This is a genomic window from Mycobacterium cajalii (genome assembly GCF_045809005.2).
Lineage (GTDB): Bacteria > Actinomycetota > Actinomycetes > Mycobacteriales > Mycobacteriaceae > Mycobacterium.
Map to the genome: position 1 here is coordinate 700269 of NZ_CM141436.1, position 18901 is coordinate 719169.

At 70.3% G+C, this 18901-nt stretch carries 18 protein-coding genes; 11 read left to right on the forward strand and 7 right to left on the reverse strand.

The genetic code is table 11. The features are described from left to right. Position 1: 1 nt before the first annotated feature. Positions 2-754, reverse strand: a complete 753-nt coding sequence (locus ACJ512_RS03305) for an MBL fold metallo-hydrolase (RefSeq protein WP_407685692.1) — start codon at positions 752-754, stop codon at positions 2-4. A 96-nt stretch (positions 755-850) separates the two neighbouring features. Here ACJ512_RS03305 and fgd point away from each other — a divergent pair, with 96 nt between their 5' ends. From fgd to ACJ512_RS03320, 3 genes are read left to right on the forward strand one after another with little or no spacing between them, the layout of a single operon-like run. After that, positions 851-1861: a glucose-6-phosphate dehydrogenase (coenzyme-F420) gene (gene fgd / locus ACJ512_RS03310; protein WP_407685693.1), complete on the forward strand. Its 1011-nt coding sequence runs from the start codon at positions 851-853 to the stop codon at positions 1859-1861. Between the two features lie 10 nt (positions 1862-1871). Continuing rightward, positions 1872-3947: a phosphate acetyltransferase gene (gene pta / locus ACJ512_RS03315; RefSeq protein WP_407685694.1), complete on the forward strand. Its 2076-nt coding sequence runs from the start codon at positions 1872-1874 to the stop codon at positions 3945-3947. Then, positions 3944-5107 carry an acetate kinase gene (locus ACJ512_RS03320; RefSeq protein ID WP_407685695.1) on the forward strand — a complete coding sequence of 388 codons (1164 nt, stop codon included), beginning with the start codon at positions 3944-3946 and terminating at the stop codon, positions 5105-5107. The genes pta and ACJ512_RS03320 overlap by 4 nt, the downstream gene beginning before the upstream one ends. On the opposite strand, the gene ACJ512_RS03325 is transcribed toward ACJ512_RS03320, so the two are convergent. Genes ACJ512_RS03325 through glnX form a run of 3 tightly spaced genes read right to left on the reverse strand, consistent with a single transcriptional unit; the run spans position 5104 to position 9715 of the window. Further along, positions 5104-7401: a serine/threonine-protein kinase PknG gene (locus ACJ512_RS03325; protein ID WP_407685696.1), complete on the reverse strand. Its 2298-nt coding sequence runs from the start codon at positions 7399-7401 to the stop codon at positions 5104-5106. The genes ACJ512_RS03320 and ACJ512_RS03325 overlap by 4 nt on opposite strands. Then, positions 7401-8396, reverse strand: a complete 996-nt coding sequence (locus tag ACJ512_RS03330; protein WP_407685697.1) for a glutamate ABC transporter substrate-binding protein — start codon at positions 8394-8396, stop codon at positions 7401-7403. Before ACJ512_RS03330 ends, ACJ512_RS03325 begins: the two co-directional genes overlap by 1 nt. Continuing rightward, a complete protein-coding gene (gene glnX, locus ACJ512_RS03335; protein WP_407685698.1) occupies positions 8396-9715 on the reverse strand; it encodes a protein kinase G-activating protein GlnX in 1320 nt (439 codons plus the stop codon). Before glnX ends, ACJ512_RS03330 begins: the two co-directional genes overlap by 1 nt. Before the next feature lie 125 nt (positions 9716-9840). Between glnX and ACJ512_RS03340 the strand changes: the two genes are divergently transcribed. Further along, a complete protein-coding gene (locus ACJ512_RS03340; RefSeq protein WP_407685699.1) occupies positions 9841-10482 on the forward strand; it encodes an NUDIX hydrolase in 642 nt (213 codons plus the stop codon). On the opposite strand, the gene thiE is transcribed toward ACJ512_RS03340, so the two are convergent. Next, a complete protein-coding gene (gene thiE / locus ACJ512_RS03345; RefSeq protein ID WP_407685700.1) occupies positions 10454-11125 on the reverse strand; it encodes a thiamine phosphate synthase in 672 nt (223 codons plus the stop codon). The genes ACJ512_RS03340 and thiE overlap by 29 nt on opposite strands. Positions 11126-11279: 154 nt before the next feature. On the opposite strand from thiE, the gene thiO reads away from it, so the two are divergent. The 4 genes from thiO to ACJ512_RS03365 are packed head-to-tail and all read left to right on the forward strand — an operon-like array spanning position 11280 to position 14017. Then, positions 11280-12296: a glycine oxidase ThiO gene (thiO, locus tag ACJ512_RS03350; protein ID WP_407685701.1), complete on the forward strand. Its 1017-nt coding sequence runs from the start codon at positions 11280-11282 to the stop codon at positions 12294-12296. Then, positions 12293-12490, forward strand: a complete 198-nt coding sequence (gene thiS / locus ACJ512_RS03355) for a sulfur carrier protein ThiS (RefSeq protein ID WP_407685702.1) — start codon at positions 12293-12295, stop codon at positions 12488-12490. Before thiO ends, thiS begins: the two co-directional genes overlap by 4 nt. Positions 12491-12542: 52 nt before the next feature. Then, complete coding sequence (gene thiG, locus ACJ512_RS03360) at positions 12543-13247, forward strand: thiazole synthase (protein ID WP_461480094.1); 705 nt, start codon at positions 12543-12545, stop codon at positions 13245-13247. Positions 13248-13258: 11 nt separating this feature from the next. After that, positions 13259-14017 (forward strand): SGNH/GDSL hydrolase family protein, encoded by a 759-nt coding sequence (locus tag ACJ512_RS03365; RefSeq protein ID WP_407685704.1) that lies wholly within the window; start codon positions 13259-13261, stop codon positions 14015-14017. Here the strand turns inward: ACJ512_RS03365 and ACJ512_RS03370 are convergent, their stop codons facing one another. Beyond that, positions 14018-14542, reverse strand: a complete 525-nt coding sequence (locus ACJ512_RS03370) for a serine/threonine protein kinase (RefSeq protein ID WP_407685705.1) — start codon at positions 14540-14542, stop codon at positions 14018-14020. 225 nt (positions 14543-14767) lie between these two features. Here ACJ512_RS03370 and ACJ512_RS03375 point away from each other — a divergent pair, with 225 nt between their 5' ends. Genes ACJ512_RS03375 through ACJ512_RS03385 form a run of 3 tightly spaced genes read left to right on the forward strand, consistent with a single transcriptional unit; the run spans position 14768 to position 17070 of the window. Further along, on the forward strand, positions 14768-15103 hold the full coding sequence (locus ACJ512_RS03375; protein WP_407685706.1) for a CD225/dispanin family protein: 336 nt from the start codon (positions 14768-14770) through the stop codon (positions 15101-15103). Positions 15104-15119: 16 nt separating this feature from the next. After that, on the forward strand, positions 15120-15545 hold the full coding sequence (locus ACJ512_RS03380) for a DUF2752 domain-containing protein (RefSeq protein ID WP_407685707.1): 426 nt from the start codon (positions 15120-15122) through the stop codon (positions 15543-15545). Between the two features lie 22 nt (positions 15546-15567). Next, on the forward strand, positions 15568-17070 hold the full coding sequence (locus ACJ512_RS03385) for a M28 family metallopeptidase (RefSeq protein WP_407685708.1): 1503 nt from the start codon (positions 15568-15570) through the stop codon (positions 17068-17070). 27 nt (positions 17071-17097) lie between these two features. Here ACJ512_RS03385 and ACJ512_RS03390 read toward each other — a convergent pair whose 3' ends face one another. Continuing rightward, positions 17098-18654, reverse strand: a complete 1557-nt coding sequence (locus ACJ512_RS03390) for a sigma-54-dependent Fis family transcriptional regulator (protein WP_461479969.1) — start codon at positions 18652-18654, stop codon at positions 17098-17100. Positions 18655-18901: the final 247 nt, after the last annotated feature.

Below are 18901 nucleotides of genomic sequence, written 5' to 3' on the forward strand. Positions count from 1 at the left end.
GTCATCCGCCGCGGGCAAGCGCGAGCGCGCGCTCGGTGGCCTCGCGGATCGGGCCGCGCCACAAGTCGCCGTGGCCGGGCGCCAGCAGGTCGGTTTCCAGCAGCGCCAGGGCGGCCAGGCTGCGAACGCAATCGTCCTGGCGGTAGCTGAACGCCGCAGGCAGCAGTTGCGGCCCGTCGCGGGACAGCAACGGATGCCCGGTGATCAGCGCGTCGCCGCTGACCAGCACCCCGTCGGCGAGAAACGAGCAATGCCCGCCGGTGTGCCCCGGCGTGGGAATGGCCATCGGGTGGCCCGGCAGCCCGGCGGCCGTCGCGGAGGTCAGCGGCTGCGCCGACGGGATGCCGTCGCGGATCAGGCCGCCGCTGCGCACCACGTGCAGACCCCACGCCGCCCACCGGGGCCGCCAAATGCGCAGTGCGACATCGAAAACCGACGCCTGTTCCAGGTATTCCCGCTTGGCGTGACCCACCTCGTCGGCATGGCAGTACACCGGCGTGCGGTATTCGTTGGCGAACCAGATCGCCGAGCCAAGGTGGTCGATGTGCGCGTGCGTCAGCAGGATGGCGCGCACGTCGCCGGCCTCGTAGCCCAGCTGCCGCAGCGAGGCCAGCACGTCCTGCCGGTCACCGGGATAACCGGCGTCGATCAGCATGACCCCGGTGTCGTCGGCGACCAGTGTCCAGTTGACGGCCTCGCCCCGCGCGAGGTGCACCATGTCGGTGACCTGGACAAGAGTCGGCGCCGGTCCCATGCCCGTGAGTGTAGGCAGCACGAGAGGAGCGATCGCAAGCGCGGCGAAGGCGGGCGCAGCGGGTCGCGACCAAACCGGTAGGAGTACAAAGAAACGGTGGCTGAACTGAAACTCGGATACAAGGCGTCCGCTGAACAATTCGCACCGCGCGAGCTCGTCGAGCTGGCGGTCGCCGGCGAGGAACACGGCATGGACAGCGCCAGCGTCAGTGACCACTTCCAGCCCTGGCGGCACGAGGGCGGGCACGCCCCGTTCTCGCTGGCCTGGATGACCGCCGTCGGTGAACGCACCAAGCGGATCACGCTGGGCACCTCGGTGCTCACCCCGACGTTCCGCTACAACCCCGCCGTCATCGCGCAGGCCTTCGCCACCATGGCCTGCCTGTACCCCGACCGCGTGTTCCTCGGCGTGGGCACCGGTGAGGCGCTCAACGAGATCGCGACCGGATACGAGGGCGACTGGCCGGAGTTCAAGGAACGGTTCGCCCGGCTACGCGAATCCGTGCGGTTGATGCGCGAGCTGTGGCGCGGCGACCGTGTCGACTTCGACGGCGAGTACTACCGCCTCAAAGGCGCCTCGATCTACGACGTGCCCGAGGGCGGCGTCCCGATCTACATCGCCGCGGGGGGCCCGGCGGTGGCCAAATACGCCGGACGGGCCGGTGACGGCTTCATCTGCACCTCCGGCAAGGGCGAGGAGCTCTACAAGGACAAGCTGATGCCCGCGGTGGCCGAGGGCGCCGCGGCCGCCGAGCGCAATGCCGACGACATCGACAAGATGATCGAGATCAAGATCTCCTACGACCCGGACCCGGAGCTGGCGCTGGAGAACACCCGGTTCTGGGCGCCGCTGTCGCTGACCGCCGAACAGAAGCACAGCATCGACGATCCGATCGAGATGGAGAAGGCCGCCGACGCCCTGCCGATCGAGCAGGTAGCCAAGCGCTGGATCGTCGCGTCGGACCCCGACGAGGCGGTCGAAAAGGTCAAGGACTACGTCGACTGGGGCCTGAATCACCTGGTGTTCCATGCGCCCGGCCACGACCAGCGGCGTTTCCTGGAGCTTTTCGAGAAGGACCTGGCGCCCCGGCTGCGCCGGCTGGCCTGAAGGCGGGCCGATGGCCGCCGGTTCCACCACAGCGATCTACATCGCCGCGCCCGAGCCGGAGACGGGCAAGTCGACGATCGCGCTCGGGCTGCTGCACCGGTTGACCGCGAGCGTCGCCAAAGTCGGTGTGTTCCGGCCGATCACACGCCGCAACGAACATCGCGACTACATCCTGGAGCTGCTGCTGGGGCACACCACCGCGGGACTGTCCTACGAGCAGTGCGTCGGCGTCACCTACCAGCGGCTGCACGCCGACAGCGACGCCGCTGTCGCGGACATCGTCGACGCCTACCAGGCGATGGCCCAGGCCTGCGACGTGGTGGTCATCGTGGGCAGTGACTACACCGACGTCACCAGGCCCGCGGAGCTCTCGGTCAACGCCCGCATCGCGGTCAACCTCGGCGCACCGGTGCTGCTGGCCGTCAGCGGCAAGGGCCGCACCCCCGATGAGGTCGGCCGCGTTGTCGAGGTCTCGCTGGCCGAACTCTCCGCTCAGCGCGCCCACGCCGCCGCAGTGGTGGCCAACCGGTGTGAGCCGACGGAACTCGCCGCGGTGGCCGAGGCGTTGCAGGCCTTCGACCAGCGCATCTACGTGTTGCCCGAAGAGCCCCTGCTGTCGGCGCCGACGGTGGCCGAACTCGAGCGCGCCGTGGCCGGGACCCCGGTCAGCGGCGAGGAGTCGCTGCGCGAGCGGGAGGTCACCGCTGTGATGGTCGCCGGGATGACCGCCGACCACGTGCTGGAACGGCTGCGCGACGGGATGGCGGTCATCACCCCCGGCGACCGTTCGGACGTGGTGCTCGCGGTCGCCAGCGCGCATGCCGCCCAAGGGTTTCCGTCGTTGTCGTGCCTGGTGCTCAATGGCGGATTCCCGCTGCATCCCGCCATCGCAGCCCTGGTCGCGGGGCTCCGGCTGCGGCTCCCGATCATCGCTACGGCGCTGGGCACCTACGACGCCGCCAGCGCGGCGGCCTCGGCCCGGGGCCGGGTCACCGCAACCGCCCAACGCAAGATCGACACCGCGCTGCAGTTGATGGATCGCTACGTCGATATCCCGGATCTTCTTGCTCAGCTAGCTATTCCGATCCCCACGGTGACCACACCCCAGATGTTCATTCACCGGTTGACGCTGCAGGCGCGTTCGGATCGCAAGCACATCGTGCTGCCCGAGGGCGATGACGACCGCATCCTCTCCTCGGCCGGGCGGCTGCTGCAGCGCGGTGTCGCCGACCTGACCCTGTTGGGCGACGAGGCCCGGATCCGGCACCGCTGCGCCGAACTCGGTGTGGACCTGGGCGAGACGCGGGTCATCGATCCGCGCACCAGCGACATGCGTCAACGATTCGCCGAGCAGTACGCCGAGCTGCGCAAGACCAAGGGAATCACCGTGGAGCAGGCGCGCGAGATCATGCTTGATGCAACATATTTCGGCACCATGCTGGTGTTCAACGGCATGGTCGACGGAATGGTGTCCGGCGCCGCGCACACCACGGCACACACGGTTCGCCCGGCACTGGAGGTCATCAAGACCGTTCCGGACGTCTCGGTGGTGTCCAGCGTTTTCTTCATGTGCCTGCCCGACCGGGTGCTCGCCTACGGCGACTGTGCGATCGTCCCCGACCCTACGCCCGAGCAACTCGCCGACATCGCGATCAGTTCGGCGCGCACCGCCGCGCGCTTCGGCGTCGAGCCGCGGGTGGCGATGCTGTCGTACTCCACAGGCGACTCCGGCGCCGGTGTCGATGTCGAAAAGGTCAGGGCAGCAACGCAGTTGGTACGCCACCGCGAGCCCGGTCTGCCGGTCGAGGGCCCCATTCAGTACGACGCCGCGGTGGAGCCCTCGGTGGCCGCCACGAAGCTGCGCGACTCACCGGTGGCCGGCCGGGCGACAGTGCTGATCTTCCCGGACCTCAACACCGGCAACAACACCTACAAGGCGGTGCAGCGCAGCGCGGGGGCGATCGCGATCGGCCCGGTGCTGCAGGGGTTGCGCAAGCCGGTCAACGACCTGTCCCGGGGCGCGCTGGTCGAAGACATCGTGAACACCGTTGCCATCACCGCGATCCAGGCGCAGAGCAACCCATGACCGGTGATCCCCTCGTGCTGGTGATCAACTCCGGCTCGTCGTCACTGAAGTACCGGCTGCTCGACCCCGATTCGGGCGTGGCCCGCGCGTCGGGCCATGTGGAGCGGATCGGGGAGCCGTCCTCTGCGATCCCGGACCACGACGCGGCCCTGCGCCGCGCGTTCGACACGCTGGCCTCCGACGGCATCGACCTGCGCGCGTGCGGGCTGTCGGCCGTCGGGCACCGGGTCGTGCACGGCGGCAAGACTTTCTACCGGCCCACCATCGTGGATGACGCGGTGATCGCCAAACTCAAGGAGCTTTCGCCGCTGGCGCCGCTGCATAATCCGCCCGCCATCCAGGGGATCGAGGTGGCCCGCCGGTTGCTGCCCGACGTCCCGCACATCGCGGTCTTCGACACGGCGTTCTTCCACGAATTGCCGGCGGCCGCGGCGACCTACGCCATCGACCACGAGCTGGCCGAGAAGTGGCGGATCCGGCGCTACGGGTTTCACGGCACGTCGCATCACTTCGTCAGCGGGCGCGCCGCGGAGTTTCTGGGCCGGCCGGTCGGCGAGCTGAATCAGATTGTGCTGCATCTGGGTAACGGCGCGTCGGCATCGGCGATCGCGCGGGGCCGGCCCGTGGACACCTCGATGGGGCTGACCCCGCTGGAGGGCCTGGTGATGGGTACGCGCAGCGGCGACATCGATCCCGGCGTCTTCAGCTACCTGTCGCGCGCCGCGCACATGAGCGTCGGCGAGATCGAATCGATGCTCAACCACCGGTCCGGGATGCTGGGCCTGGCCGGTGAGCGCGACTTCCGACGGCTCGGGGAGATGATCGAATCGGGTGACGCCGCGGCGCAATTGGCCTACGACGTGTTCATCCACCGGTTGCGCAAGTACATCGGCGCCTACCTGGCGGTGCTGGGCCACACCGACGTGGTCACCTTCACCGCCGGCATCGGCGAGAACGACGCCGCGGTGCGCCGCGACGCGCTGGCCGGTATGCGGGAACTGGGCCTGGTGATCGACGACGAGCGCAACTCCGCCGCGGGGGACGGCCCGCGCCGCGTCTCCGCCGACGACTCCCCGATCGCCGTGCTGGTGGTTCCGACCGACGAGGAGCTGGCCATCGCGCACGACTGCGTGCGGGCGCTGTCGCGGCCCGGCCCCTAGAACGTGCTGATGGGCCGCACGGTGTTGGCCATGTCGACCAGCGTGTAGCGGTGCCGCTGGGTCGGGGCGACCCGGGCCAGGTTGCGCAGCGAAGCCTCGACGCCCAGCCGCAGCCCGTGCTCGGTGAACGGGTAGCCCAGGATGTGGTTGGTGCTGGCCTCGTTGTCCTCCAGCCAGTCCAGCGCCCCGCCGAGCACCAGGGCGCGGATCTGCAGCACCCGCGGTTCGGTGGGGGGCAGCGCCTCCACCCGCCGGGCGGCGTCGCGGATCTCCTCCTCGGTGATCTCGCCCGCCGACCGGCCCGACATCAGGGTGACCGCGCTGGTCAGGCGCGCGGTGGTGAAGTGCCGGGAGGTCGCGGGCACCTCGTCGAGGGTGCGCACCGCGCCCGCGCGGTCGCCCTGGGCCGACAGGGCGCGGGCCCACCCGAACGCCGCCGAGATCACGCCGTCGTTGGTCTTCCACACCGTCTCGTAGAACCGGTGCTCGTCGGTGTTGCCGGCGAGCTCGGCGGTGGCCGCCAGCGCCAGCTTGGGCGCCAGCTCGCCGGGGAAGGTGTCGAGCACCTCGGTGAAATGCTCGGTCGCGGCGTCGTAGTCGCCGGTGAGCAGTTCGGCGACGGCCCGGTACCACACCAGCCGCCACTGCCAGCCGACCCGTTCGGCCAGGTCGTCGAGCTTGCGGGTGGCCTTGGCCACGTCGCCGAGGTCGAGCAGCGCGCGGACCTCCATCAGCGGCAGCTCGATCGATTCGGACAGCTCGACGTCGTCGGCGCTCAGCGACCCGTGGCGGGCCGCGCGCAGCGAGTCCAGCGTCTGGACCGGCTGGGAGAGCACCGTCGCCTGCAGCACCGGGGCGGCGACGTCGGCGGGATTGACCAGCGGCACCGCCATCGCGGTCACGATCTCGCGGGCGGTCAGCCGTTCCGAGTGCACCTGGCCGTCCAGGTAGACGTCGGTGTGGGCGACGAGCAACTCGACCCCGAACGTCGAGCGGCTGGGGGAGAAGATGGTCGACAGCCCGGGCCGTGGCACCCCGCTCTCCCTGGACACCACCTCCCGCAGCACGCCCATCAGCTGCGCGGACATCTCCTCGGCGCTGACGAAGCGGCGGCGCGGGTCGGGGTCGGTGGCGCGGCGCAGCAGCCGGCCGAACGAGTCGTGGGTGGCCAGCACCGGGTCGTCGTCGGGCAGCCCGTCCACGTAGCGGCCGTTGCGGGTGCGCAGGTTCAGCGTGAGCGCCGCCAGCGTGCGTCCGACCGTGTAGATGTCGGTGGCCACCGTGGGGCCGGTCCGCACGATCTCCGGCGCCTGGAAGCCGGGGGTGCCGTAGAGGTAGCCGAACGAGTTGACCCGCGACACCGCCCCCAGGTCGATCAGCTTGAGCTGGTCCTCGGTGAGCATGATGTTCTCGGGTTTCAGGTCGTTGTAGACCAGGCCGATCGAATGCAGATAGCTCAGCGCGGGCAGGATCTCCAGCAGGTAGGCGATGGCCTCGGCGACGGGCAACTTCTCGGCCTTGCCGTCTTTGGGGCCCTGCTTGAGCGACTGCCCGCCGATGTACTCCATGACGATGTAGCCGACCGGGTCGCCGTGGGAGTCCTTGTGCTCGACGAAGTTGAAGATCTGCACGATCTGCGGGTGCACGACCTCGGCCAGGAACTGCCGTTCGGCCATCGCGATCGCCTGCGCCTCGGCGTCGCCGGAGTGCACCAGGCCCTTGAGCACCACCGGGCGGTCGTTGACGTTGTGGTCGAACGCCAGGTACACCCAGCCCAGACCGCCGTGCGCGATGCAGCCCTTGACCTCGTACTGGCCGGCCACGATGTCGCCGGGATTGAGCTGGGGCAAAAACGAGAACGGGCTGCCGCAGGCCGGGCACCAGCCTTCCGACTCCCCTTTGCCCTCCTCGGTGGAGCGCCCGACCGGTCTTCCGCAGTTCCAGCAGAACCGCTTGGACTCCGGCACCACCGGATTGGTCATCAGCGCCTCGAGCGGGTCGATGTCGCGCCCCCGCGGGATCTCGACCAGGCCACCGCCGAGCCGCCGGACGGGTGGCAGGACCCGCGTGGCCGCGGTGCGTTCCTGCGGTTCGGAGCTCAGGCTGCCCAGGGAGATGTGCGGCAGGTCGTCGTCGTCGAAGTCGGGGCGGAACACCGCCTGGGTCGCCTGGACCCGCGCCGACCCCGTGGTGGTGAGCAGCACCTCGGCCCGCTGGGTGCCGGGGCCGGCGTCGTCGGCGTCGGAATCCCGCTGTTCCGACGCCTCGTCCGGCGTGTGCTCCGATTCGGCCATCAGTCCACGTACCTCGGCGTGGGCGGGGCGGGCGCCGGCCCGAGGACCGTCAGCCACTTGCGGTACAGCGTGTTCCACGTGCCGTCCCGCCGGATGCGCTCCAGCGTGCCGTTGACGAAGCGGACCAGCCCGGTGTTGTCCAGGTTGATGCCGACGCCGTAGGGCTGGGTGGCCATGTTCGGCCCGACGATGTGCAGGTAGGGGTCTTCCTCGACCAGGCCGGCCAGGATCGAGTCGTCGGTGCTGACGGCGTCGATCTGCCGCTGTTGCATCGCCACCAGGCAATCGGCCCAGTTCACCACCGACACGATAACCGGCGGCGGCGTGATCTGCCGGATCCGGTGCAGCGAAGTGGTGCCGCGGGCCACGCACACCCGCTTGCCGGACAGGTCGGCCGGTTTGGCGATCGGGGAGTCGCGCGGGGCGAGGATGCGCTGGGCGGCGTCGAGGTAGACGGTGGAGAAGTTCACCAGCTTGCGCCGCTCGCAGGTGATGGTCATCGTCTTGACGACGACGTCGACCTCCGATTTCTGCAGCGCGGTGATCCGTTCCTCCGACGACAGGATCCGGTACTCCACGTGCGACGGCGCGCCGAAGATGTCCCGGGCGATCTCGCCGGCGATGTCGACGTCGAATCCGGTGATCTCTCCGGTGATCGGGTCTCGGAAGCTGAACAGGTTGCTGCCGATGTCGAGCCCGACGATCAGCCTGCCGCGGGCGCGGATGTCGGTCACCGCCGCGTCGGCCTCGGCCTTGTCGGGAAACGGGCGCAGGCTGGCGGTGGCGTCGCAGCCCTGCGCGGCGTCTTCCCGGGGCAGCGGCGGCTCCGGCGGCAGCTGGCGCATGCCGACCGGGGTGGGCGGCGGCAACGTCAGCATCGAGGTCGACGTCAGCGACTCCGTGTGCCCGCAGGCGGCCAGCAGCAGCGCCGACATCGACACGGCGAGCAGGGCGCACCCCCGCCGGAGCCGGCGGACCGTCCCCGGGCGGCCCATCAGCGATATTCTTTCAGCCGCGGCCACAGGCCGAGGGCGACCGCGATGGCGGCCCCGAGGCTGAGCACCACGCCGCCGACCTGGGCGCCCGACAGCCCGCTGCGGGCGTTGAGGACGTCGTTGCGCAGGCGGCTGCGGCCCTGATCCATGGCCTTGACCAACTGGTCCTCGAGCTGGTCGAAAGCGGGGGTGGCGTCGTTCTCCCCGCCACCGAGGGCGACCTGGGTCGCGGCCCGGTAGTTGCCCACCGAGATGTAGGAGTTCATCCGGTCGTTGGCCTGCCGCCAGCGCACCAGCAGCTGGTCGGCGCCCTGCAGGTCGGGCTTGTCGACGGCGTCGCTGCGGGACATGTACTGCTCGAGCTGCCGGTGCATCGCGTCGATGCGGTGATAGAAGGCCTGCTTGCGGATGTCCTCGTCGCCGCGCCGGATCAGCGACAGCGTCTCGTCGGCGCGCGCCTGCTGGGCGGTGATCTCGACTTTGGTGATGGTCTTCAGGGAGTCCGCGGCCGTGTCCTTGGCGCTGCGGCTGGCGGTCGTGGAGATGGTCAACGCAGTCCCGACCCACACCACCATGACGAGGATAGCCAGCCCGCCCACGATCAGCCCCGGGTTGATCCGCCGCCGGGTGCGCCGCGCCAGCCAGCGGTGGGCGAACGCGCCGAGGGCCACCGTGGTGCCGACCACGAGGATCACCGGGGCCGGAATCTTGGTGGAGGCGGTCGTTTCGTCGTCCACCCGGTTCGAGGTCGCCTCGTAGAGCCGCGCCGCGTCCGGCAGGATCGTCGCCTGCATCAGGCCCGACGCCTCGGACAGGTACGACGACCCCACCGGGTTGCCCTCCCGGTTGTTGGTGCGCGCGATCTCGATGAGCCCGGTGTACACGGCCAGTTCGGCGTTGATCCGGCCCAGCAGCTGAATCAGCGGCTCGTCGGTCAGGCCGCTCGACGCCTTGGTCACGGCGACGGTGGCGTCGGTGATGGCCTGCTCGTAGCGCTCCCGGACCGGACGCGGTTCCGCTTCGGCGATGAAGGCGGTGGCCGCCGCGGCGTCGGCCACCGACAGGGTGGTGTAGAGCCGTCCGGCGGCGAACGACAGCGGCTCGGTGTGGTTGAGCACCGTCGTCAGCACCTGCTGGCGGTGGTTGATGGTCGTCGACGTGGCGAAGGCGGTCAGGCCGCCCAGGGTCGCCAGGACGATGCCGAGGGTCAGGATGCGGCCGGGCGTCGTCGAGATGAACCACCAGCGCGGGTGGGCCGGTTCGACCGGCGACCGGGATCCCTGGGGCTCGGTCGTCGGGTGGGCCAGCTCAACCGTCACGTCTGTGCAGACCTCGTCTCTCGGTCTCGGGGATTCACGGCACCAACTTCTATAAGCGAATTCTAAGAGGATGTTCCCGATGATGTGGGAGGCCGAACCAAATGACCCGCGCCTATTCTGAACGCGTGCACGGCGACGGCGACGGGTGGGTGATAGCCGAGAACGGCGCTCACTACTGGGGCCGGTTCGGCGCGGCCGGTCTGCTGCTGCGGGCCCCGCGGCCCGACGGCACCCCGGCGGTGCTGCTGCAGCACCGGGCGGTGTGGAGCCATCAGGGCGGCACCTGGGGTCTGCCGGGCGGCGCCCGCGACAGCCACGAGAGCCCCGAGCAGACGGCCGTGCGCGAGGCGCACGAAGAGGCCGGCCTGCGCATCGAGCGGCTGGTCGTGCGGGCGACGGTCCTCACCGCCGAGGTCTCGGGGATCGCCGGCACCCGCTGGAGCTACACCACCGTGGTCGCCGACGCCGGGGAGTTGCTGCACACCGAGCCGAACATGGAAAGCGCCGAGATGCGCTGGGTCGCCGAGGACGAGGTGGCCGCCCTGCCGCTGCATCCCGGTTTCGCCGCGAGCTGGCGCCGGCTGCGCACGGAACCGGCGCTGGTCCCGCTGGAGGCAGGCGACGAGCGACGGCATCACCTGCCGCGCACGCTGCGGATCGACGACGAGGCGTTCGTGTGGTGCATGCCCGGCCCCCCGCTTCAGGCCGACCAGGCGCCGTCGCCGCTGAGCCGCCGGATCAGCTCGCTGCTGCAAGCGCCGACTTGAGCCGGTGCGCCGCCGCGCGGGGATCCTGGGCCGCGGTGATCGCGCGCACCACCACGACGCGGCGGGCGCCGGCGCCGAGCACGTCGGGCAGGCGCTGCGCGTCGATACCGCCGATCGCGAACCACGGCTTGCCGGCGTCGAGCCGGGCGGCGGCGCCGACCAACTCCAGGCCCGCCGCCGCGCGGCCCGGCTTGGTGGGGGTGGGCCAGCAGGGCCCGACGCAAAAATAGTCGGCCGCGCCGTGGGCGGCGGCGGCGAGCTGGTCGGGGTCGTGGGTGGACAGGCCGATCAGCATGTCCGGCCCGACGAAGTCGCGCGCCACCTGCAGCGGCAGGTCGCCCTGCCCCAGATGCAGCACGTCGGCGCCGGCCGCGCGGGCGATGTCGGCGCGGTCGTTGACCGCGAACAGGGCGCCGTGCCGGCGGGCCGCGTCGGCGAGGATTTCGAGGGCGGCCAGCTCGTCGCGGGCCTCCAGCGGCCCGAACCGCTGCTCCCCGGCCGACCCCTTGTCGCGCAGCTGGATGACGTCGACCCCACCGGCCAGGGCGGCGTCGGCGAACTGCGCCAGGTCGCCGCGCTCGCGGCGGGCGTCGGTGCACAGGTAGAGCCGCGCTGCGGCCAGAGCGGAGACGCGTGTCTGCACACCGCGACGCTAGCGCGCTAGCGTGGAACCCGGGAAATACACAACACGGGAGCCCCGGGTAGCTGCGGGGCTGAGAGTGGGCACAGCCGGGGAACCGGATCTGCCCTTACCGTCACACCTGATCCGGGTAATGCCGGCGATAGGGAGGCCGAACATGCCGTCAGATCCGCGGTCGCTGGCCGTCGTCGGCGGCGGCGTCATCGGGCTTGCGGTGGCGCGCGCGGCGGCGCGCGCCGGGTGGTCGGTGCGGGTGCACCGCACCGCGGCCTTGGGCGCCTCCTGGGTGGCCGGCGGGATGCTGGCCCCGCACAGCGAGGGCTGGCCCGGCGAGGAGCGGCTGCTGCGGCTGGGCCTGGACTCGCTGCGGCTGTGGCGCGAGGGCGGGTTCACCGACGGCCTGCCCGCCGAGGTGGTCACCGCGCACGAGTCGCTGGTGGTCGCCGTCGACCGGGCCGACGTCGCGGACCTGCGCACCGTCGCCGACTGGCTCTCCGCGCAGGGCCACCCGGTGATCTGGGAGTCGGCCGCCCGCGACGTCGAACCGTCGCTGGCGCAGGGGATCCGGCACGGCTTCCGGGCGCCCACCGAGCTGGCGGTGGACAACCGGGGCGTGCTCGACGCGCTGGCCGCGGACTGCGAGCGTCTCGGGGTGCGCTGGGCCCCGCCGGTGAGCGAGTTGTCCGGGGCCGGCGGCGACGCGGTGGTGATCGCCAACGGTGTGGACGCGCCCGCGCTGTGGCCCGGGCTGCCGGTGCGCCCGGTGAAGGGCGAGGTGCTGCGTCTGCGTTGGAGAAAGGGGTGTATGCCGGTGCCGCAGCGAGTGATTCGGGCCCGTGTGCACGGGCGGCAGGTGTACCTGGTGCCGCGTCACGACGGGGTGGTCGTCGGGGCCACCCAATACGAACACGGTCGCGACACCGCCCCGGTGGTGTCCGGGGTGCGTGACCTGCTCGACGACGCGTGCGCGGTGCTGCCCGCGCTGGGCGAGTACGAGCTGGCCGAGTGCGCCGCGGGCCTGCGCCCGACGACGCCCGACAATCTGCCGCTGGTGGGACGGCTGGACGCGCGCACGCTGGTGGCCGCCGGCCACGGGCGGTCGGGCTTCCTGTTGGCGCCGTGGACCGCCGAGCAGATCCTCGCCGAGCTCGAGCCGGTCGGGGCGCGGCGATGATCGTCGTGGTCAACCAGAAAGAGGTCGAGGTCGGCGAGCACACCACGGTCGCCGGGCTGCTGGAGTCGCTGGGATTGCCGGACCGCGGCGTGGCGGTGGCCCTGGACTCGTCGGTCTTGCCGCGTTCGGACTGGGCGACAACGCTTTTCGATGGTGCGCGGATCGAGGTCGTGACGGCGGTGCAGGGTGGCTGACTCTGACTCGAAACTGACGATCGCCGACCGCAGCTTCGCCTCGCGGCTGATCATGGGCACCGGCGGCGCGGCCAACCTCGCGGTGCTCGAAGAGGCGCTGGTCGCCTCGGGCACCGAACTGACCACCGTCGCGATCCGCCGCGTCGACGCCGAGGGGCGCACGGGCCTGCTGGACCTGCTCAACCGGCTCGGCATCACGCCGCTGCCCAACACCGCGGGCTGCCGCAGCGCGGCCGAGGCCGTACTCACCGCGCGGCTGGCCCGCGAGGCGCTCGACACCAACTGGGTCAAGCTCGAGGTGATCGCCGACGAACGCACCCTGCTCCCCGACGCGCTCGAATTGGTCCGGGCCGCAGAGCAACTGGTCGACGACGGATTCGTCGTCCTGCCCTACACCAACGACGACCCGGCGCTGGCGCGCCGGCTGGAGGACACCGGGTGCGCGGCGGTGATGCCGCTGGGCTCGCCGATCGGGACCGGCCTGGGCATCGGCAACCCGCACAACATCGAGATGATCGTCGCCCGGGCCGGCGTGCCGGTGGTGCTCGACGCCGGCATCGGCACGGCCAGCGACGCCGCGCTGGCGATGGAACTGGGTTGCGACGCCGTGCTGTTGGCCACGGCCGTGACACGCGCCGCCGATCCGCCGGCCATGGCCGCCGCGATGGCCGGCGCCGTCGCCGCCGGCCGCCTGGCCCGGCGTGCGGGGCGGATCCCCAAGCGGTTCTGGGCGCAGGCGTCGTCGCCGGAGCGATGACGGTCGTGGCGATGGAACGTTATGTCGCGCTGGGCAGTTCGATGGCCGCCGGTCCCGGCATCGGGCCCCGCGCCGCGGACGCGCCACGCTGGTCGGGCCGCTCGGCGCGCAACTACCCGCATCTGGTCGCCGAGCGGTGCAACCTCGAGCTGGTGGACGTCACGTTCTCCGGCGCGACCACCGCGCACGTGCTCGCCGACCGCCAGCACGGCCGGCCACCCCAGATCGACGCGCTGGACGGGTCGGAAGCGCTGGTGACGATCACCGTCGGCGGCAACGACGTCGGCTACGTTCCCCTGCTCATGGCCGGCGCGCTGCCGCGCCCGGTCCGGCGGCTGCCGGTGCTGGGCGGGCGCATCGCGGAGTTGCTGGACCGCGACGCCCGCGACCGCGCCCTGGGGCAGGTTTTCGACGCGCTGTGCGCGGTCGGTGCCGCCGTGCGGCGGCGCGCCGCGGACGCACGGGTCTGCTTCGTCGACTATTTGACGATCCTGCCGCCCGCGGACGTCGCGGCGCCGCCGCTCACGGCGGCGGACGCCGGCCTGGGCCGCCATGTGGCCGCCGCCCTCGAACGACTCACGGCCGACGCGGCGGCGGCTACCGGCTGCGAACTCGTCGGCGCCGCCGCGGCCAGCCGGGCGCATCACGCGTGGTCGGCCGACCCCTGGACGACCAGACCCGGGCTACCGCTACCGGGCCGTCCGGCGCCGCTGCACCCCAATGCCGCCGGGATGCGCGCGGTCGCGGAACTCGTTGCGCCCCAAGCGTAGTCAGCCGTTGTTCCGCCACCACTCGTAGAGCGCGGGGACGTCGTTGTTGGACGCCCGGATGTAGCTCAACACGTTCTTGGCGTCCACCGTCCAGATGACCTCGGCGGCGTTCTGGAAGGTCCCGCACGCCACCTGCCCGGCGTTGCTGGTGGCGGAGCTGCCCTGGTGCCATTTCGTCGGGGACTTCTCGTTCCCGCAGTTGGCCAGGGTTTCCTCTTTGATGCTGGTGCTGAACATGTTGCCCAGATCGTTGCCGTTGCTGAACAGGATGTACTTCGCCTCGGCGGGCCCGTCGGGATCGGGGCTCTGCCCGCACTGCAGCGAGGCCAGCTGGCCCGGGGCGATCGGTTGGGGGGCGCAGACTTTCAGGTCGTATCCCTTCGACAGCGCGTTGGACAGCGTGTCGATGTCCGACTGGTTCCCCGTGTTGGGATCGGCGGCGGCAGGTGCGGCGCCCGTGAAGGCCAGGCTGCCCGCGAGCACCGTGAGCGACGCGACCCGCAGCGCATTGCTGGAATGGGACAAAACTGAAACTCCTGAACTGGGATCAGTAGGGCTACCCGCCGACTATGCCATACGCCGGCCGGGGAATAACGCGGCAAAGTGGAAATTCCGCGGCCCGCAAAAGCGCGCCAGCGATTGGGCGAAGCGCGATTCCGTCCGAGTTTCCGCTGATGTAGTGCTGTGGTGGCGTCTCTCGGGTAGGGTGAGCACCGCTTTAGGTCAGCAAACTCCTGACTGGAGAATTCAATGACCGCACAGCCCCCGCCACCCCCGCCCGGTTACCCGCCGCAGCCGCCGGCCGGGCAGGCGCCGAACAACTATCTGGTGTGGTCGATTCTGGCGACGATTTTCTGCCGCCTTCCGTTCGGGATCGTGGCGATCGTCAAATCCAGTCAGGTCAGCGGGCTCTGGGTCCAAGGGCGTTACGCCGAGGCGCAGGCGTCCGCCGACAGCGCCAGGAAGTGGGTGATGTGGTCGGTCATCATCGGCCTGGTCGTCATCGCGATCAACGTGATCCTGGCTCTGGCGGGCGCCTTCAACGCCTCCGACACCAGCACGGCGATGCTTGCCGCGATGTTCTGAAGCGGGGCTCGCGCTCATGGTGACCCGCCAGGGGCCGGTCGCGTCGGGCCTGGGGGCACCGCTGGCGGTGGCGGCGGCAGCGGTGCTGGTGTGCGGTGCGGTCTGGGTGGGCGACCCGACGACGCCCCACGGCCCGCTGCCGGTCTGCCCCACCAAGGCGCTGCTGGGAATCGACTGCCCCGGCTGCGGCAGCCTGCGCATGCTGTACTGCCTGCTGCACGGCGATCTGCTGGGCGCCACCCGGTTCAACGCGTTGGCCCTGCTGGCGGTGGTGTTGTTGGCGTGGGCGTACCTGGCGTGGGCCTACGGCCGGGTGGCGGGCAGACGGATACGGAGCTGGCAACACCGTCGGTGGTCGGCGGCGGCGACACTGGTCCTGGTGACCGTTTGGCTGGTGGTGCGCAACATACCGTTCGCACCGTTCAGCGCACTGCACGTCTGATCCGGGTCTAACCTGGGGCGCGATGGTGAACAAATCAAAGCCGCCCGCGGTGGTACTGGCAGTCGTTGCCCTGGCCGCGCTGTTGACCGGCTGCTCCCACTGCTCCACCAAATACCAGCAGGCGACCGGCAACGCCGACGCGGTGAAGTTCGCGACCACCTTGCATCGCAAGGTCACCACCGACGCGATGATGGCGCGCCTGTCGAAACTGCAGGACATCGCCAACGCCAACAACGGCACCCGGGCCGTCGGTACGCCCGGGTACGAGGCCAGCGTCGACTACGTCGTGCAGACGTTGCGCAACAGCGGTTTCGACGTCCAGACGCCCGAGTTCTCGGCGCGCGTCTTCCACGCCGAGAAGCCGGTGGTGACGGTCGGCGGCACGACCGTGGAGGCGCACGCGCTGGAGTTCAGCCTGGGCACCCCGGCGGACGGGGTGAGCGGTCCGCTGGTGGTCGTCCCCGCCACCGGAGATGCGCCGGGCTGCAAGGCCGCCGACTACGACCGGGTGCCGGCGCGCGGCGCGGTGGTGCTGGTGGACCGCGGCACGTGCCCCTTTGCGCAGAAGGAGGACGCCGCCGCCCAGGGCGGCGCCGTGGCGATGATCGTCGCCGACAACGTCGACGAACAGCAGATGGGCGGCACGCTCGGGGCCAGCACCGACGTCAAGATCCCGGTGGTGAGCGTCACCAAGTCCACCGGCCTGCAACTACGCTCTCATCCGGGCCCGACCACGATCAAGCTGGTTGCCTCCAGCCAGAACTTCAAGGCCCGCAACGTGATCGCCCAGACCAAGACGGGCTCGCCCACCGACGTCGTGATGGCGGGCGCGCATCTGGACAGCGTGGCCGCCGGGCCCGGGATCAACGACAACGGATCCGGGGTGGCCGCCGTTCTGGAAACCGCGGTGCAGCTCGGGAATTCACCGCAGGTGCACAACGCGGTGCGGTTCGGATTCTGGGGTGCCGAGGAACTCGGGCTCATCGGCTCGCGCAACTACGTCGAGTCCCTGGACGTCAAGGGGCTCAAAGCCATTGCGCTGTACCTGAATTTCGACATGCTGGCATCGCCCAACCCCGGCTACTTCACCTACGACGGGGACCAGTCGCTGCCGCTCGACTCCCGCGGCCAGCCGGTGGTGCCCGAGGGCTCGGCCGGCATCGAGCGCACACTGGCCGCCTACCTGGACGACGCCGGCAAGACAGCCCAGGACACCGCGTTCGACGGGCGCTCCGACTACGACGGGTTCACCCTGGCCGGTATCCCGGCCGGCGGATTGTTCTCCGGCGCCGAGAACAAGAAATCCGAGGAGCAGGCCAAGCTGTGGGGGGGAACCCCCGACCAGCCCTTCGACCCCAACTATCACGAGAAGACCGACACCCTCGACCACATCGACCGCACCGCGCTGGGCATCAACGGGGGAGGCGTGGCCTACGCGGTCGGCCTCTACGCCCAGGACATCAACGGCCGCAACGGTGTTCCGGTGATGGCGGACCGGACGCGGCACCTGCTGGCCAAGCCCTGACCCGCGGGGCGGGTGGAGCCTTCGGGATCACGCGATTCCGAATTCCTTGATCTTGCGGTAGATGGTGGCGCGCGACATCCCGAGCGCCTCGGCGGCATCAACTTTGCTGCCGTCGTTGTCCAACAGGCTGCGCACGATGGCGTCGCGTTCGAGTGACTCGAGCCGGGTCAGCTTGCGACGGGCCAACGACCGGCACTCGGCGGGCAACTTGTCGACGCCGATGATCCCAGATCTCTGCACCTCCAGCGTCGCGGCCAACACTTTGCGTAGCTGCGCGATGTTTCCCGGCCACGGCAGCTTGGCCAGCTGGCGCATGGCCTCGGGGGCCAGACTCACATTGGCGCCGCGCGTCAACTCCCGCAACAGCTGCGGCACGAGCTCCTCGAGATCTTCGATGCGGTGACGCAATGCCGGCATGGTGACTGTGTGGGGAAAGAACGGCAGGACCAACATGTCCACCAGTGCGGGGCGCGTTCCCGTGCTGATCGTCGCGGCGATCCAGCCGTGGCCGGCGCGGCTCTGCAGGACGACGCCCAGGCCCTCGAGTGTCTCTTCCGGAAATTCGTCGAGATTGGCGACCACGACCGCGAAATCGTCGCCGATGGTGGCCTCGGCCTCCAGCTCAGCGATGAAGTCGTCGGAATTCTTGAAGTCCGCGAGCCGAAGCACACGGATGGCGCGTTCGGGGGTGATGTGCTGGGCCACGGCCTGTGCCAGGGTAGCGCGTCCGGATCCGCTCTCGCTTTCGATGACGACCCAGTCGCGGTCGCGGTAGCAGCGTTCGACCTGCTGGCAGCTGCGCCGCCAGGAACTGCTGCGGCCGGCCAGGCGCGGTATCGACTGAACTGCTCTGTGGTGGACCGTGGTGGCTTTGGCCGCCGGCTGCATCTGCACATGAAACACGGCGTTGCGATCGCGGCCGCGCGACCCGACGTACTCGGCGACCGAGATTCTGACAGTGTTGTTGCCGGGGAGCACGGCGACCGCGGTTGCCGTACCGGCTGCCTGGGCCAGGTCGGTCGCGTGATCCAGCAACGCCGTCTGGTCGCCAGCGTTAAGCGCTTGCCGCAGAAACGAATTCATGAGCACAATATCGCCGCCGATGGCCAGCACACCGCCGGGATAGCGGCGGCTTTGCCGGCGGTAGGCCTCCAGCAGCGCGGTCTCGCTTTCGCCGGCGAGCGTGCTGATCCGGTCCTCGATCTGGTGGCTGGCGCGCTTCGCGAGCGCGAACAGAAGCGGGTCGGAGTGGCTGGCCCAGCAGGTGAGATCCACGACCCCGAGGACCCTGCCGGTGATCGGATCGTGGACGGGCGAGCCCGCGCACGCGAGGCGGCTCAGTGCGCCGATGTAGTGCTCGCTGCCCCGGATGAAAGTGGGGGCACCGCTGGTCAGCGCGGTGCCGATGCCATTGGTGCCCGTGAACTCCTCGGCGTAGGAGTAACCGGGCGCCAGCTGTACGTCGTCGAGCGCATGTACCAGCCTGGTGTTGGCGGCGACCCGTTCGACCACCAGTCCGTCCGGGGATGTCAGGATGACGCTGATGTCTTGCGGCGCCAAGTCGTCGGCCAGCGCCTTGAGCACCGGGGTCGCCGCGCGCAGGAGGATGGTGTCGGTATCCGGATCACGGACGTAATCCAGGTACACGCGGTCGGGATGGACACGCAGCGTGCGTGACCGCCGCCATGAACTGGCCACCTTCGGTGAGACAACGTGCGCGCTCAGCTCGCCGGTGGTGAGGAACTGCTCCCTGGCCCGCTGCAACTCTGCGGCAGATCCTGCTTTCGACATAGTGGATAAAACCTCGGTCCTGACTGGCTGAACCCGCAGC